At 68.9% G+C, this 15528-nt stretch carries 15 protein-coding genes; 11 read left to right on the top strand and 4 right to left on the bottom strand.

Going from position 1 to position 15528, the window contains the following annotated elements; all coding sequences use genetic code 11:
• Nucleotides 1-82: 82 nt before the first annotated feature.
• The gene (locus J7E93_RS19475) at nt 83-754 is read right to left on the bottom strand and encodes a response regulator transcription factor (protein WP_215071179.1); all 672 of its coding nucleotides are present in this window, start codon (nt 752-754) and stop codon (nt 83-85) included.
• A 10-nt stretch (nt 755-764) separates the two neighbouring features.
• Nucleotides 765-1667 (bottom strand): RecB family exonuclease, encoded by a 903-nt coding sequence (locus J7E93_RS19480; protein WP_251066784.1) that lies wholly within the window; start codon nt 1665-1667, stop codon nt 765-767.
• A 124-nt stretch (nt 1668-1791) separates the two neighbouring features.
• Between J7E93_RS19480 and J7E93_RS19485 the strand changes: the two genes are divergently transcribed.
• The 3 genes from J7E93_RS19485 (at nt 1792) to J7E93_RS19495 (ending at nt 4882) form a co-directional block, all read left to right on the top strand.
• Nucleotides 1792-3042, top strand: a complete 1251-nt coding sequence (locus J7E93_RS19485; RefSeq protein WP_215071181.1) for a site-2 protease family protein — start codon at nt 1792-1794, stop codon at nt 3040-3042.
• A gap of 18 nt (nt 3043-3060) precedes the next feature.
• Nucleotides 3061-3948, top strand: a complete 888-nt coding sequence (locus tag J7E93_RS19490) for a tRNA (adenine-N1)-methyltransferase (protein WP_019884997.1) — start codon at nt 3061-3063, stop codon at nt 3946-3948.
• 364 nt (nt 3949-4312) lie between these two features.
• On the top strand, nt 4313-4882 hold the full coding sequence (locus J7E93_RS19495) for a hypothetical protein (RefSeq protein ID WP_215071182.1): 570 nt from the start codon (nt 4313-4315) through the stop codon (nt 4880-4882).
• 31 nt (nt 4883-4913) lie between these two features.
• On the opposite strand, the gene J7E93_RS19500 is transcribed toward J7E93_RS19495, so the two are convergent.
• Nucleotides 4914-5225: a ferredoxin gene (locus J7E93_RS19500; RefSeq protein ID WP_215071183.1), complete on the bottom strand. Its 312-nt coding sequence runs from the start codon at nt 5223-5225 to the stop codon at nt 4914-4916.
• Nucleotides 5226-5478: 253 nt separating this feature from the next.
• Between J7E93_RS19500 and arc the strand changes: the two genes are divergently transcribed.
• The 6 genes from arc to prcA all read left to right on the top strand — a co-directional run bounded on the left by arc (nt 5479) and on the right by prcA (nt 11505).
• A complete protein-coding gene (gene arc / locus J7E93_RS19505; protein WP_215071184.1) occupies nt 5479-7245 on the top strand; it encodes a proteasome ATPase in 1767 nt (588 codons plus the stop codon).
• A 167-nt stretch (nt 7246-7412) separates the two neighbouring features.
• Nucleotides 7413-8924, top strand: coding sequence for a depupylase/deamidase Dop (gene dop / locus J7E93_RS19510; protein ID WP_215071185.1), 1512 nt, complete (start codon nt 7413-7415; stop codon nt 8922-8924).
• A 146-nt stretch (nt 8925-9070) separates the two neighbouring features.
• Nucleotides 9071-9283, top strand: coding sequence for a ubiquitin-like protein Pup (locus J7E93_RS19515; RefSeq protein WP_215071186.1), 213 nt, complete (start codon nt 9071-9073; stop codon nt 9281-9283).
• A gap of 48 nt (nt 9284-9331) precedes the next feature.
• Nucleotides 9332-9907, top strand: coding sequence for an endonuclease VII domain-containing protein (locus J7E93_RS19520; RefSeq protein WP_215071218.1), 576 nt, complete (start codon nt 9332-9334; stop codon nt 9905-9907).
• Entirely contained in the window at nt 9859-10698 is an 840-nt protein-coding gene (gene prcB, locus J7E93_RS19525; protein ID WP_215071187.1) for a proteasome subunit beta, read from the top strand. Before J7E93_RS19520 ends, prcB begins: the two co-directional genes overlap by 49 nt.
• A gap of 45 nt (nt 10699-10743) precedes the next feature.
• Entirely contained in the window at nt 10744-11505 is a 762-nt protein-coding gene (prcA, locus tag J7E93_RS19530) for a proteasome subunit alpha (protein ID WP_215071188.1), read from the top strand.
• Between the two features lie 63 nt (nt 11506-11568).
• Here the strand turns inward: prcA and J7E93_RS19535 are convergent, their stop codons facing one another.
• Entirely contained in the window at nt 11569-12603 is a 1035-nt protein-coding gene (locus tag J7E93_RS19535; protein ID WP_215071189.1) for a LacI family DNA-binding transcriptional regulator, read from the bottom strand.
• A gap of 125 nt (nt 12604-12728) precedes the next feature.
• Here J7E93_RS19535 and J7E93_RS19540 point away from each other — a divergent pair, with 125 nt between their 5' ends.
• Together J7E93_RS19540 and pafA are read left to right on the top strand one after the other, a co-directional pair.
• The gene (locus tag J7E93_RS19540; RefSeq protein WP_215071190.1) at nt 12729-14051 is read left to right on the top strand and encodes an MFS transporter; all 1323 of its coding nucleotides are present in this window, start codon (nt 12729-12731) and stop codon (nt 14049-14051) included.
• 9 nt (nt 14052-14060) lie between these two features.
• Nucleotides 14061-15422 (top strand): Pup--protein ligase, encoded by a 1362-nt coding sequence (gene pafA / locus J7E93_RS19545; protein WP_137990376.1) that lies wholly within the window; start codon nt 14061-14063, stop codon nt 15420-15422.
• Nucleotides 15423-15528: the final 106 nt, after the last annotated feature.

Here is a 15528-nt window from a genome sequence, read left to right on the forward strand (position 1 = left end):
CCGAATTAACCAACAGCGTCCGCACCACGCGCCGGGCCCCTTCCGTACTCGAGGCCCCACGACCGGCAACCGGCGACAGCCGCTACTGCGCCCCCGGCCGGACCAGACCGCTCTCGTACGCGTACACCGCCGCCTGCACCCGGTCCCGCAGACCCAGCTTCGTCAGCACATGGCCCACATGCGTCTTGACCGTCGTCTCGCTGACGAACAGATCGGCCGCGATCTCCGCGTTGGACAACCCGCGCGCCACCAGCTTCAGCACCTCGACCTCACGCTCGGTCAGCCTGCTGATCGTGTCCGGCACCTGCTCGTCACCCGACGGCAGATGCGCCGAGTACTTGTCCAGCAGACGGCGCGTGATCGACGGCGCCAGCATCGCCTCACCCGCCGCCACCACCCGGATCGCCTGCACCAGCTCATTGGCCGGAGCGTCCTTCAACAGAAAGCCGCTCGCCCCGGCCCGCAGCGCCTCCACCACGTACTCGTCCAGATCGAACGTCGTCAGCACCAGCACCTTCGCCGGACCGTCCCGGCCCGGACCCGTGATCTGCCGGGTCGCCTCCACCCCGTCCATCCGCGGCATCCGGATGTCCATCAGCACCACATCGGGCTGCAGCGCCCGCACCTGGTCCAGCGCCTGCAGACCGTCCCCGGCCTCACCGACGACCGCGATGTCCTGCTCCGCCTCCAGAATCATCCGGAAACCGGTGCGCAGCAGCGGCTGGTCATCGACCAGTAGGACGCGGATAGCCACAGGAACTCCTTCAGGGGGCGGGCTCGGCCGGGTCCATTCTGCCCTGGCCCGATTCGCCCGACTCCGGCGGGCGCGCGGAAACGATCTCCAGCGGATACACCGGCGGGGTCCCACCGAACTCCGGGCACACCGCCCGGTGATCGCACCACCCGCACAGCTTCGTCGGACGCGGCCGCCACTCGCCGCTCTCCGTCGCCAGCCGGATCGCCTCCCACAGCGCGAGCAGCTTGCGCTCCACCCGCAGCAGATCCGCCTCCGCCGGGTCGTACGTCAGCACATCCCCACTGCCCAGATACACCAGCTGCAGCCGCCGCGGCAGCACCCCCTTCAGCCGCCAGATCACCAGCGCGTAGAACTTCATCTGGAACAGCGCGCCCTCGCTGTACTCCGGCCGCGGCGCCTTCCCCGTCTTGTAGTCGACGATCCGCACCTCGCCCGTCGGCGCCACGTCCACCCGGTCGATCACCCCACGCAGCCGCAGCCCCGACTCCAGCTCCGTCTCCACGAACAGCTCACGCTCGGCCGGCTCCAGACGCGTCGGATCCTCCAGCGTGAACCACCGCTCGACCAGCTGCTCCGCCTCACCCAGCCACCGCGTGAGCCGCTCACCCTCCGCGTCTTCGGCGAACAGCTCTCCCAGCTCCGGACGCGTCCCGAGCAGCCGGTCCCACTGCCCCGGAATCATCGCCTTCGCCCGCGGCGCCGTCCGTTCCACCGCCGGATCGTCGAAGAGCCGCTCGAGCACCGCGTGCACCAGCGTGCCCCGCGTCGCCGCCTCACTCGGCTTCTCCGGCAGCCTGTCGATCACCCGGAACCGGTACAGCAGGGGACACTGCATGAAGTCGCTCGCCCGCGAAGGCGACAACGACGTCGGGGTCCGGGGCCCCGAAGGCGGCTGCTCGCTCGTACTCATGACCCAGACCCTACGGCCCGCCACCGACATCGAGCGGAATACCATCGACGACGGACCCGGTCACGCTGCATGATCGAAGAGTGACGCACCAGGCGGGTCGGGCAGAAGGCGACGAGAGGAACCTGTGAACCAGGACGACGAGCGCGGCGAGAAGAAGCGGCCGCAGTCCGGCGACGCGGAACCGCCGGCCCCCGCCGACGCCCGCACCCGGCGGACCGAGGAACCCGGCGGAGGAATCCTCATGGGCCGCCCCTTCGGCGTGCCCGTCTACGTCGCCCCCAGCTGGTTCCTCGTCGCCGCCCTCATCACCTGGGTCTTCGGCGACCAGATCCAGCGCGTCCTGCCCGAACTCGGCGGCGCCCGCTACCTCGTCTCCCTCTTCTTCGCCATCGCCTTCTACGCCTCCGTACTCGTCCACGAACTGGCCCACACCATCGCGGCGCTCCGCTTCAAACTCCCCGTGCGCCGCATCCAGCTCCAGTTCTTCGGCGGAGTCTCCGAGATCGAGAAGGAGACCGAGACCCCCGGCCGCGAATTCGTCCTCGCCTTCGTCGGCCCCCTCCTCTCCCTCGTCCTCGCCGGCGTCTTCTACCTCACCCTGTACGCCGTCGAGCCCGGCACCGTCCCCGGCGTCCTGCTCGCCGGCCTGATGATCTCCAACCTGATCGTCGCGATCTTCAACCTGCTGCCCGGCCTCCCCCTCGACGGCGGCCGCATGCTCCGCGCCGTCATCTGGAAGATCACCGGCAAACCCATGAGCGGCACCGTCGCCGCCGCCTGGGTCGGCCGCGCCCTCGCCGTCACCGTCCTCATCGGCCTGCCCCTGCTCACCAGGACCGGCCTCCTCGGCAACTCCACCGACGACATCAGCGGCATGGACACCGTCACCGACGCCCTGCTCGCCGCCATCCTCGCCGCCATCATCTGGACCGGCGCCGGCAACAGCCTGCGCATGGCCCGACTGCGCGAACACCTCCCCGAACTCGGCGCCCGCAGCCTCACCCGGCGCGCCATCCCCGTCGAACCCGCCACCCCCCTCTCCGAGGCCCTCCGCCGCGCCAACGAGGCCGGAGCCCGCGCCCTCGTCGTCGTCGACGGCCACGGCACCCCCACCGGCCTGGTCCGCGAGACCGCCATCGCCGGCGTCCCCCAGCACCGCCGCCCCTGGGTCGCCGTCAGCGGCCTCGCCCAGGACCTCACCGAGGGCATGAGGGTCCCCGCGGAACTCAGCGGACAGCCCCTCCTCGACCACCTGCGCGCCAGCCCCGCCACCGAGTACCTCGTCGTCGAGGACACCGGAGAGATCTACGGCGTCCTGTCCACCGCCGACGTGGAACGCGCCTTCGTCCGGGCCATGGCAAGACCCTCCTCATAACCCCGGTACTCTGGTCGTATGTCCGAACCGACCGGTGCCGCCCGCCGTCGCGGGCCCTTCAAGGTCGGGGACCAGGTCCAGCTCACCGACCCCAAGGGACGCCACTACACGTTCACGCTCGAGGCCGGGAAGAATTTCCACACCCACAAGGGTTCCTTCCCCCACGACGAGCTGATCGGTGCTCCCGAGGGCAGTGTTGTCCGTACCACGGGAAACGTCGCCTACCTCGCGCTGCGCCCCCTGCTCCCCGACTACGTCCTGTCCATGCCCCGCGGCGCCGCCGTGGTCTACCCCAAGGACGCGGGGCAGATCCTGGCCTTCGCCGACATCTTCCCCGGCGCGCGCGTCGTCGAAGCCGGGGTGGGCTCGGGCTCGCTCAGCAGCTTCCTGCTCCGCGCCATCGGCGACAGCGGCATGCTGCACTCCTACGAGCGCCGCGAGGACTTCGCCGAGATCGCCAAGGGGAACGTCGAGCGCTACTTCGGCGGCCCGCACCCCGCCTGGCAGCTGACCGTCGGCGACCTCCAGGACAATCTGTCCGACACGGACGTCGACCGCGTCATCCTCGACATGCTCGCCCCCTGGGAGTGCCTGGAGGCCGTCTCCAAGGCGCTCGTCCCCGGCGGCATCCTCTGCTGCTACGTGGCGACCACCACCCAGCTCGCGCGCACCGTGGAGTCCATCCGCGAGTTCGGCTGCTACGCCGAGCCGCAGCCGTGGGAATCCATGATCCGCAACTGGCACGTCGAAGGCCTCGCCGTCCGCCCGGACCACCGGATGATCGGCCACACCGGCTTCCTCGTCACCGCCCGCCGCCTCGCGGACGGCGTCGAGCCCCCGATGCGCCGCCGCCGCCCCGCCAAGGGCGCCTACGGCGAGGACTACGAAGGCCCCAACAAGGGCTGACGCCCCGACAACGCGCGCGTGCCGCCGCCGAGTTCCCGCCTCCAGGCAGGGAACTCGACGGCGGCACCTTCATGTTCGGCCCGGGGTTCGTGTCGGCGTCCGTCTCGGAGTCCACCTCAGTCCGCCTCAGTCCGCGTCAGTCCGCTTCGCAGTCCGCCTCAGTCCGCCGCGGCGTCCGCCTCGGGGTTCACCTCGGTTCGTCTCGGTTCGTCTCGCGTTCCGGTTTCACATGCGCCTTCGCTTCGCGATCGGCATCTTTGCGCCGAGGCCCCGACTCGGCCCACCCCGACTGTTCCACCCGACTGTGACGTGTGGCACGATGCCCGCAACTCCTTCCGCGCCACCCTCACAGGAGACATCCCGCGTGCAGCCCTCCGCCCTCCCGGACCTCGCGCACACCCACGCCCGACCCGTGCACTGGCTGGCCACCGCGACCGCCATGGCCGCCGTCGTCGCCACCGCCGGCCTGCTGCAGCCCCCCTCCGCGACCGCCACCGGCGCCGCCGGATCCAAGGCCGCCCCGGCTCCGGCCCCCGCCCCCGACGCCACCACCGCCGACTACCCCCTGGAGTGCGGCGCAGCCGCCCACACCGTCGCACGGCAGGCCCGCGGAGACCTCGACGGCGACGGAAACCCCGAAACGGTCGCAGTCGTGCACTGCGAAGCCGGCTCCGGCACACCCCCCAGCGGGATCTACGTCCTCACCCGGGGCAAGGACGCCACCGCGCGCGTGGTGGCCACCCTCCTCAACCCGGCCCTGCGGAAGAACGTCGGCGACCTCGCCCTTCGCGACGGCGTGATCACCGCCACACTGCTCGGCTACTCCTCCCCGGACGTACCGAGCTGCTGCCCCGACGAACAGGAACACGTCACCTGGCGCTGGCGCGACGGCGCGTTCGTCCGCGCCGCCGCCCGGGCAGCGGCCCACACGTGACGCCGTACGACAACGGATGGTGCGGCGAGCGTCACTCCGCGTCGGGACCGTAGACCTCGACCCTGTCCGACACCCGGCGCACATGGATGCAGTCGCCCGGGCACTCCTTCGCGGAGTCCACCACGTCCTGAAGCAGCGGCAGCGGCACCGGTGTGGTCGCCCCCGTGTCCTGAAGCAGCTCGTCGTCCCCGCTCTTCACATACGCGAGCCCGTCGATGTCCAGCTCGAAGACCTCGGGCGCGTACTGCACGCAGATCCCGTCCCCGGTGCAGAGATCCTGGTCGATCCAGACCTCCAGCGCCTCACCGGCGCCCGTCGTCGGGACATCGTGCTGCACGGTCATGTCTCCTGCCGTTCCTGAGCGTCGTGAAAGATCGTTCTTCTAAGTCCGGCCAAGCCTGACGGGTGTTGACCACTGACGACGATACAACCGGCCGCTTTCCGATGTTGATGGGTGGGTATTCCCTTGGCGTGAGGGGAAGCGCAAGGGTGAAGATCGGACACACCCCACAGTCTTTGTGATCTAGGGGTTTCAATCACCACCCACGCAGGTAGGGTCAGGAAGCGTCCAGCTCCCCTTGGAGGAGGTGAGGACCGTGGCAGCCCACGACGACGACATCAACCGCGGCATCCGGCCGGGGCGGGGGTCTGAAGACCCCGCCGGCCAGGTTGCCTATCTCGAGCAGGAAATCGCCGTCCTGCGCCGCAAGCTCGCCGACTCTCCGCGTCATACGAGGATTCTCGAAGAGCGGATCGTCGAGCTGCAGACCAACCTGGCCGGCGTGTCCGCACAGAACGAGCGGCTCGCCAACACACTCCGCGAGGCCCGCGACCAGATCGTCGCCCTCAAGGAGGAGGTCGACCGGCTCGCACAGCCGCCGGCCGGCTTCGGAGTCTTCCTGCAGACCAACGAGGACGGCACCTGCGACATCTTCACCGGGGGCCGCAAGCTCCGGGTGAACGTCAGCCCCAGCGTCGAGCTCGACGAGCTCCGGCGCGGCCAGGAAGTCATGCTCAACGAGGCGCTCAACGTGGTCGAGGCCATGGAATTCGAGCGCGCCGGGGACATCGTCACCCTCAAGGAGATCCTCGAGGACGGCGAGCGCGCCCTGGTGATCGGGCACACCGACGAGGAACGGGTGGTCAGGCTCGCCGAGCCGCTGCTGGACATCACCATCCGCCCCGGCGACGCCCTGCTGCTCGAGCCCAGGTCCGGCTACGTCTACGAAGTGGTCCCCAAGAGCGAGGTCGAAGAACTCGTCCTCGAAGAGGTCCCCGACGTCGACTACGACAAGATCGGCGGCCTGGGCAACCAGATCGAGCTCATCCGCGACGCGGTCGAGCTGCCCTACCTCTACCCGGACCTCTTCAAGGAGCACGAACTGCGGCCGCCCAAGGGCATCCTGCTCTACGGCCCGCCCGGCTGCGGCAAGACGCTGATCGCCAAGGCCGTGGCCAACTCCCTTGCCAAGAAGGTCGCCGAGGTGACCGGCCAGCCCGCAGGGAAGTCCTACTTCCTGAACATCAAGGGCCCCGAACTCCTCAACAAGTACGTCGGCGAGACCGAGCGGCACATCCGCCTCGTCTTCCAGCGTGCCCGGGAGAAGGCGAGCGAGGGCACCCCCGTCATCGTCTTCTTCGACGAGATGGAATCCCTCTTCCGCACCCGCGGATCCGGAGTCAGCTCGGACGTGGAGAACACCATCGTCCCCCAGCTGCTCGCCGAGATCGACGGCGTGGAGGGCCTGGAGAACGTCATCGTCATCGGTGCCTCCAACCGCGAGGACATGATCGACCCCGCGATCCTCAGGCCCGGCCGACTCGACGTCAAGATCAAGATCGAGCGCCCGGACGCGGAGGCCGCGAAGGACATCTTCGCGAAGTACCTCACCTCCACCCTCCCCCTGCACGCCGACGACCTCTCCGAGCACCACGGCTCCAAGGACGCCGCCGCGCACGCCATGATCCAGTCGGTCGTCGAGCAGATGTACGCGGAATCCGAGGAGAACCGCTTCCTCGAGGTCACGTACGCCAACGGCGACAAGGAAGTCCTCTACTTCAAGGACTTCAACTCCGGAGCGATGATCCAGAACATCGTCGACCGGGCCAAGAAGATGGCCATCAAGGCCTTCCTCGACCACAACCAGAAGGGCATCCGCGTCTCCCACCTCCTCCAGGCCTGCGTGGACGAGTTCAAGGAGAACGAGGACCTGCCCAACACCACCAACCCCGACGACTGGGCCCGGATCTCCGGAAAGAAGGGCGAGCGGATCGTCTTCATCCGCACCCTCGTCACCGGAAAGCAGGGCGCGGACACCGGACGCTCCATCGACACGGTGGCAAACACCGGTCAGTACCTGTAAAGCGCAGACCGGCTGCGGATGTCCGGAACCACGGGCATCCGCAGCCGTCGCATTCCAACCCAGCAAAACCTCGAATCGATCTCCCCACCGGCGTGGAGTCGCTCTAGGCTCGTCGGTACTTGTTGCGCCGCACCCGATGGGGAGCGCCGCCGGGCAAGGAGGGCCGCATGACCGTACGGCGAGTAATGGGCATCGAAACGGAGTACGGGATCTCCGTTCCGGGCCACCCGAACGCCAATGCCATGCTCACCTCGTCCCAGATCGTCAACGCCTACGCGGCGGCGATGCACCGGGCCCGTCGCGCCCGCTGGGATTTCGAGGAGGAGAACCCGCTGCGGGACGCGCGAGGCTTCGACCTCGCCCGCGAGACCGCCGACTCCAGCCAGCTCACCGACGAGGACATCGGCCTGGCCAACGTGATCCTCACCAACGGAGCCCGGCTCTACGTCGACCACGCCCACCCGGAATACAGCGCCCCCGAGGTCACCAACCCCCGCGACGCCGTCCTCTGGGACAAGGCCGGCGAACGGATCATGGCCGAGGCCGCCGAACGAGCCGCCCAGCTCCCCGGCGCCCAGCCCATCCACCTCTACAAGAACAACACCGACAACAAGGGCGCCTCCTACGGCACGCACGAGAACTACCTGATGAAGCGGGAGACCCCCTTCTCGGACATCGTGCGCCACCTGACCCCGTTCTTCGTCTCCCGCCAGGTCATCACCGGCGCCGGCCGCGTCGGCATCGGCCAGGACGGGCGCGAGCACGGCTTCCAGATCAGCCAGCGCGCCGACTACTTCGAGGTCGAGGTCGGCCTGGAGACCACGCTCAAGCGACCCATCATCAACACCCGCGACGAGCCCCACGCGGACGCCGAGAAGTACCGCCGACTCCATGTGATCATCGGCGACGCCAACCTCTCGGAGATCTCCACCTACCTCAAGCTGGGCACCACCGCCCTCGTCCTGTCGATGATCGAGGACTCCTTCATCAACGTGGACCTCGCCGTCGACCAGCCCGTACGCACCCTCCACGAGGTCTCCCACGACCCGACCCTCGCCCACCTCGTCACCCTCCGCAGCGGCCGGACACTCACCGCGGTCCAGCTGCAGATGGAGTACTTCGAGCTGGCCAGGAAGTACGTGGAGGAGCGCTTCGGCGCCGACGCCGACGAACAGACCAAGGACGTCCTGGTCCGCTGGGAGGACACCCTCAACCGGCTCGAGAACGACCCGATGAGTCTGGCCGGCGAGCTGGACTGGATCGCGAAGCGTGAGCTCATGGAGGGCTACCGGCGCCGCGACGACGTGGGCTGGGACGCGGCCCGGCTGCACCTTGTGGACCTGCAGTACGCCGACGTCCGCCCCGACAAGGGCCTGTACAACCGTCTGGTGGCCCGTGGGCGCATGAAGCGCCTCCTGGACGAGACCGAGGTCGAACGGGCGGAGACGAAGCCTCCAGAGGACACCAGGGCCTATTTCCGTGGCCGCTGCCTGGAGCAGTACGCGGACGACGTGGCCGCGGCCTCCTGGGACTCGGTCATCTTCGACCTGCCGGGCCGCGACTCGCTCCAGCGCGTGCCCACCCTGGAGCCCCTGCGGGGCACCAGGAACCATGTCAAGGAACTTCTTGACCGGTGCAGGACGGCGGAAGAACTGGTCCGCGTCCTGTCCGGCGGCTGACGAGGGGCTGAAATGGCCGGGCACTGGGAATCATGGGACTAGTGCCCGGACGTTGCAGAAACTGCGGGGCCGATGTCAGACCTGGCTTGTAGGGTCTGATCTTGAGAGACCCAACCGAGCGGGCCGATTCGAGCGGGGTGAGGAATATGGCGACCAAGGACACCGGCGGCGGACAGCAGAAGGCGACGCGTTCCACGGAGGAGGTCGAGGAGACGACCGCGGAGGAGACCTCCGACCTCAAGGAACGCCAGGAGAAGCTGAGCGACGACGTCGACTCGGTCCTGGACGAGATCGACGATGTCTTGGAGGAGAACGCCGAGGACTTCGTGCGCTCATTCGTTCAAAAAGGTGGCCAGTAGCCTTCGAATCGAAGGTGAAAGGTGGGGGTGGTGCTCGAAGGTCAAGGGCTGAAGCGATGCGCGCGGTGTGGCGAAGAGAAGCCGCGCGCATCCTTCGCCATCAAACGGTCGAACCTTGACGGGCTGCAGCGGCAGTGTCGCGATTGCATGGCTGACTATCATCGAGATCGCCAAGTAGCCCGGGGCCAGAGGGTGCGTCCGAGGGTCGAAGTGCCCGAGGGTCACAAATTCTGTCAGCGATGCGGGGAGACCAAGCCCCACTCTGAATGGCACCGGAACAAGACTGCATCCGATGGTCTGTCCACGAGGTGCAAGGCGTGCCGTGCAATCGAAGGCCGTGCGGGCCACCTGAAGCGTCAGTACGGCATCACCGAAGCCGAGCGCGACGAGATGATCTCTTCCCAGATGGGCATCTGCACGATCTGTCTGACTGCGCCCGCAGTCCATGTTGATCACTGTCACGAGACGGGTAGGGTCCGTGGCGTACTGTGCTTCAACTGCAATTCGGCCATCGGCAAGTTGGGAGACGATCCCGACACTCTGCGTCGGGCCATCTCATATTTGGAGGGACACGCGTGGAAGCCAACACTCGTAGCACCGGGCGTCTACCAGCTGCCTTCCTGACGCCGGGATCGTCCTCGTTCATGGACTTCCTGTCCGACCACTCGCCGTCTCTGCTCCCGGGGAACCGGAAGCTGCCCGAGGGGATCGTCGAGGCGCCGCACGGCACCACGATCGTCGCCGCGACCTTCCCCGACGGGGTCGTCCTCGCCGGTGACCGCCGGGCGACCATGGGGAACATGATCGCCCAGCGTGACATCGAGAAGGTCTTCCCGGCCGACGAGTTCTCGGCGGTGGGCATCGCCGGCACCGCCGGTCTCGCCGTGGAGATGGTGAAGCTCTTCCAGCTGGAGCTGGAGCACTTCGAGAAGGTGGAGGGGGCGACCCTCTCCCTGGAGGGCAAGGCCAACCGGCTCTCCACGATGATCCGCGGCAATCTCGGCATGGCCATGCAGGGTCTCGCCGTCGTCCCGCTCTTCGCCGGCTGGGACGAGGCAAAGGAGAAGGGCAGGATCTTCTCCTACGACGTGACCGGCGGCCGCTCCGAGGAGCACGGCTTCGCCGCCACCGGTTCCGGTTCGATCTTCGCCCGCGGTTCCATGAAGAAGCTCTACCGTCCCGACCTGACGGAGGAGCAGGCCACCACGCTGGTCGTACAGGCGCTGTACGACGCCGCCGACGACGACTCGGCGACCGGTGGGCCGGACCTCTACCGCAAGATCTATCCGATCGTCACCGTCATCACCGACGAGGGCTTCCGCAGGCTCACCGATGAGGAGTCCTCGGCGCTGGCCCGCTCGGTCACCGATCGGCGCCTGGAGCAGCCCGACGGCCCGCGCGCCGCCCTGCTCTGACCACTCGTCTTCCGTAGAAGCCCAGAAGAAAGGGACGGGTAGCCGGTGTCGACTCCGTTCTACGTCTCACCCCAGCAGGCCATGGCCGACCGGGCGGAGTACGCCCGCAAGGGCATCGCCCGCGGTCGCAGTCTGGTCGTCCTCCAGTACACCGACGGCATCGTGTTCGTCGGTGAGAATCCCTCGCGGGCGCTGCACAAGTTCAGCGAGATCTACGACCGGATCGGTTTCGCGGCGGCCGGCAAGTACAACGAGTACGAGAACCTCCGTATCGGTGGTGTGCGCTACGCCGATCTGCGCGGTTACACGTATGACCGGGACGACGTGACGGCCCGGGGCCTCGCGAACGTCTACGCCCAGACGCTGGGCACGATCTTCTCCAGCGCGGGCGAGAAGCCGTACGAGGTGGAGCTGGTCGTCGCCGAGGTCGGCACCGAGCCCGACGGTGATCAGATCTACCGGCTGCCGCACGACGGGTCGATCGTGGACGAGCACGGCTCGGTCGCGGTGGGCGGCAATGCGGAGCAGATCAGCAGTTTCCTCGATCAGCGGCATCGTGACGGGATGTCTCTCGCCGAGGCGCTGAGGCTGGCGGTCCAGGCGCTGTCCAGGGACACCAACGGCAGTGAGCGGGAGATCCCCGCGGAGCGGCTGGAGGTGGCGGTTCTTGACCGTACGCGTCCGCAGCAGCGCAAGTTCAAGCGGATCGTCGGGCGTCAGTTGGCGCGCCTTCTGGACGCGGACAACGCGGCGATCGCGAAGACGGATGAGCCCTCGGACGACATCTTGGACGACTTGGACGAGTAGCCTCCGGGCGACGTCACGGCGAAGGCCTCGGTCCGCATCGGCGGACCGGGGCCTTCGCCGTCCTCATGCGGATGCGGATGCGGAGGCCGGGGGTGGGCCGGAGGAGCCGCGGGGGATCAGGGTGACGGGAAGGCCGCCGGGTTCTGGGGTCTCGCCGGCGAGGACGGCGAGCAGGGCGGCCATGCCGCGTTCTCCGATGCGTTCGGCGGGTAGCCGGACGGTGGTGAGTTCGGGTTCGACGGCGGTGGCGAGCGCGAGGTCGTCGAAGCCGGTGACCGAGACGTCCTCGGGGACACGCAGGCCGAGGCGGCGGGCGGCCTTGCAGGCTCCGGCGGCCAGGATGTCGTCGTCGCAGACGAGGGCCGTGGGGCGGGGGCCGGGGCCGGTCAGGGCGCGTTCGGTGGCGGCGCGGGCGCCGTGGACGTCGAGGGGTGCGTGGACGGTGCGGACCGAGACGTGTCGCAGGGTGTCGGCGAGGGCGGCCGCTCGTACGTCGAAGGTCCAGGAGGGCACGGCCGAGGCGAGGTGGACGAAGTGGCGGTGGCCGAGGGAGAGCAGGTGGCTTGTCACCTGTCGCATTCCGTCGGCGATGTCGAGGTTGACGTGTGCGGCGGCACCGGTGTCGGAGGGGTCGCTGTCGAGCATGACGAGCGGTAGGTCGGTGCCGTGGAAGGCTTTGAGGGCGTCGGCCGCCATGGAGGAGGCGATGACTCCGTCGAGGGCGGCGCGGGCGGAGGCGAAGGGGTCCTTGGCGGGGCCGACGCCGGCGGGGGAGGGGTAGAGGACGACGCCGAAGCCGTGGCGGGCGGCGACGGTGGCGGCGCCGGTGTAGACGCGGGCGAAGAACTCGTTGGTGAGGGCGGGTACGACGAGGAGTGCCGTCCTGGTCCGTCCGAGGCGGAGGTTGCGGGCGGCGAGATTCGGCCGGTATCCGAGCTCGCCGGCGGCCTGCCGTACGGACTCGGCGGTGCGCTCGGACACGCGGCCGCGCCACTTGTCGCCGAGGACGAGGGAGACGGTGGCCTGGGACACACCGGCGGCCCTGGCGACGTCCCGGCTGGTGGGCCGGGGTGTGCTGAGGGGGTCCGGGGTCTGCACGCATGCCTCCGCGAGGGACGGGTCCTGCCCGCGGGGTGGACCCCGGGGATGCGGCCATGGTACGTATGACGCACGACGTTATACGTAAAACCTCGGCGGTGGACACCGGGGGAGAGGAGACCGACATGGCCACCGAGGCCCAGGACAGCGGCGGCTATCTCGACATCCTCAGGGCGCCGCACGCCCTGCGGCTGCTCGCGGGCACCCTTGTCGGCCGCCTGCCCAACGGCACCGGGCCCATCGCCGTCGTGCTCTTCGTCCGCTCGGAAGGCGGCAGCTACAGCCTGGCCGGCGGCCTCACCGCCGCGTACGGCATCGCCACCGCCGTCGGTCAGCCGCTCCTCGGCCGCGCGGTCGACCTCAAGGGCCAGCCTCGCGTCCAGTTCCCGGCCGCGCTCGTCTCCGCCCTCGGCATGATCGTCCTGGCCGTGGCCGGAATCAGCCCCCTCGTCCTCGCCTACGCGGCGGTCGTCGTCGCGGGACTCTTCACCCCGCCCCTGGAAGGGGGACTGCGCGCCCTCTGGCCGAGCGTGCTCGGCCGCGAGGACCGGGTCCACCGGGCCTACGCCCTGGACGCCGTCGCCCAGGAGGTCATGTTCACCGTCGGCCCCCTGCTGATCACCCTGCTCGTCGCCCTCTGGTCGCCGGCCGCCGCCCTGCTGGTGATCAACGTCCTCGGCGTCCTCGGCGCGCTCTCCGTCGTCCTGTCCGAGCCGTCACGCGCATGGCGCTCGGAACCGCGTGAGGCCCACTGGCTCGGCGCCCTGCGCTCGCCCGGCCTCCTCGCGCTGCTCGGTTCCTTCTTCTTCGTCGGGCTCGCGCTCGGCTCCATCACCGTGGCCGGTCTCGCCTACGCCGACGACCGGGGCAATGAGTCCGCGTACGGCTGGCTGATGGCCGCGCTCGGCCTCGGCGCCCTCCTCGGCGGCGTCCTCTACGGTGCCCGCCGGTGGGCCGGTGCTCCCGAGAGGCGGCTGCGGGTCATCGTGGGGCTGCTCGCGCTCGGCTATCTGCCGTTGACGCTCACGCCGGGTGTCGGTGCCATGACCGCGCTCGCCGCGCTCTCCGGGTTCTTCCTCGCGCCGGCCCTCGCCTGCGGCTTCATCGTCGTCGACCGGCACGCGCCCGCCGGCACGGTCACCGAGGCCTTCTCCTGGCTCGTCACCACCTTCGGTGTGGGAGCCGCCCTCGGCTCGGCGGTCGCGGGTCCGGCGGTCGAACTCGCCGGAACGACCGCGGGCTTCGCCGTCGCCGGAGCCGGAGGTTTCGTGGCCCTCGTGGTCCTCCTGGTGACCGGCCGGGTCCTCACGGCCCCGGGCCGCGGTGTGCGACACGCCGTCAGTGCGCCCGTGGCCGACGCCACGCACAGCGAAAAGAACACGCACTCATCGGAAAATGATCGAAACGGGGCTGTCGAACCCGGTTTCAGCACACGCCTTCAGGCGTAATGTTCAGACATGGACCGCCGCATTTTCGGGCTGGAGAACGAGTACGGCGTCACGTGCACGTTCAGGGGACAGCGCCGACTGTCTCCTGACGAAGTGGCGCGCTACCTCTTCCGCCGTGTCGTGTCATGGGGCCGCAGCAGCAATGTCTTCCTGCGGAACGGCGCCCGCCTGTACCTCGACGTGGGTTCGCATCCGGAATATGCAACTCCCGAATGCGACAACGTGACCGAACTGGTCACGCACGACAAGGCCGGCGAGCGCATTCTCGAAGGCCTGCTCGTCGACGCCGAACGCCGCCTGCATGAGGAGGGAATCGCCGGCGACGTCTATCTCTTCAAGAACAACACCGACTCGGCCGGAAACTCCTACGGCTGCCACGAGAACTATCTCGTCGCCCGCCATGGAGAGTTCTCCCGGCTCGCGGACATCCTCATTCCCTTCCTCGTCACCCGACAGCTCATCTGCGGCGCCGGAAAGGTGCTCCAGACGCCCCGCGGTGCGGTCTACTGCGTCTCCCAGCGTGCCGAGCACATCTGGGAGGGCGTCAGCTCCGCCACCACCCGCTCCCGGCCCATCATCAACACCCGGGACGAGCCGCACGCCGACGCCGAGCGCTACCGCCGGCTCCACGTCATCGTCGGTGACTCGAACATGTCGGAGACGACCATGCTGCTCAAGGTCGGTGCCACCGACCTCGTGCTGCGCATGATCGAGGCCGGCACGGTGATGCGCGATCTGACCCTGGAGAACCCGATCCGGGCCATCCGGGAGGTCAGCCACGACATCACCGGCCAGCGCAAGGTCCGCCTCGCCAGCGGGCGTGAGGCCTCCGCCCTGGAGGTCCAGCGCGAGTACTACGAGAAGGCCGCCGACTTCGTCGACCGCCGGGGCATCCGTACGGGCACGGTCGCCCAGGTCCTGGAGCTGTGGGGCCGCACCCTCGACGCCATCGAGGCCGAGGACCTCGACCGCATCGGCACCGAGATCGACTGGGTCATGAAGTACAAGCTCATCGAGCGGTACCGGGCGAAGAACAACATGACCATGTCGCATCCGCGGGTCGCCCAGATAGACCTCGCGTACCACGACATCCACCGCCGGCGCGGGCTCTACTACCTCCTGGAGAGGAAGGGCCAGGCGGCCCGGATCTGCAACGACCTGAAGATCTTCGAGGGCAAGTCCGTACCCCCGCAGACCACCAGGGCGCGACTGCGCGGCGACTTCATCCGCCGTGCCCAGGAGCAGCGGCGGGACTTCACCGTCGACTGGGTCCATCTCAAGCTCAACGACCAGGCGCAGCGCACCGTGTTGTGCAAGGACCCCTTCCGGTCGGTCGACGACCGGGTGGAGAAGCTGATCGCCGGAATGTAGGTCGGCGTCGCAAGCATGTGCCGGGCCTCGCGCGTTCCTCGCGCGGGGCCCTCGGCACGCCTCGGCTCGCGGGCCGGGCGGGATCCGGGGCACACCCCCTAGAGTG

The sequence above is a fragment of the Streptomyces sp. ISL-36 genome, assembly GCF_018614205.1.
GTDB lineage: Bacteria > Actinomycetota > Actinomycetes > Streptomycetales > Streptomycetaceae > Streptomyces.

What these genes read in the sequence shown, in the direction of transcription:
- J7E93_RS19480 (WP_251066784.1), bottom strand. Translation starts at nt 1,667, where the DNA reads ATGAGTACGAGCGAGCAGCCGCCTTCGGGGCCCCGGACCCCGACGTCG.
- J7E93_RS19490 (WP_019884997.1), top strand. Translation starts at nt 3,061, where the DNA reads ATGTCCGAACCGACCGGTGCCGCCCGCCGTCGCGGGCCCTTCAAGGTC.
- J7E93_RS19500 (WP_215071183.1), bottom strand. Translation starts at nt 5,225, where the DNA reads ATGACCGTGCAGCACGATGTCCCGACGACGGGCGCCGGTGAGGCGCTG.
- dop (WP_215071185.1), top strand. Translation starts at nt 7,413, where the DNA reads ATGACCGTACGGCGAGTAATGGGCATCGAAACGGAGTACGGGATCTCC.
- J7E93_RS19515 (WP_215071186.1), top strand. Translation starts at nt 9,071, where the DNA reads ATGGCGACCAAGGACACCGGCGGCGGACAGCAGAAGGCGACGCGTTCC.
- J7E93_RS19540 (WP_215071190.1), top strand. Translation starts at nt 12,729, where the DNA reads ATGGCCACCGAGGCCCAGGACAGCGGCGGCTATCTCGACATCCTCAGG.
- pafA (WP_137990376.1), top strand. Translation starts at nt 14,061, where the DNA reads ATGGACCGCCGCATTTTCGGGCTGGAGAACGAGTACGGCGTCACGTGC.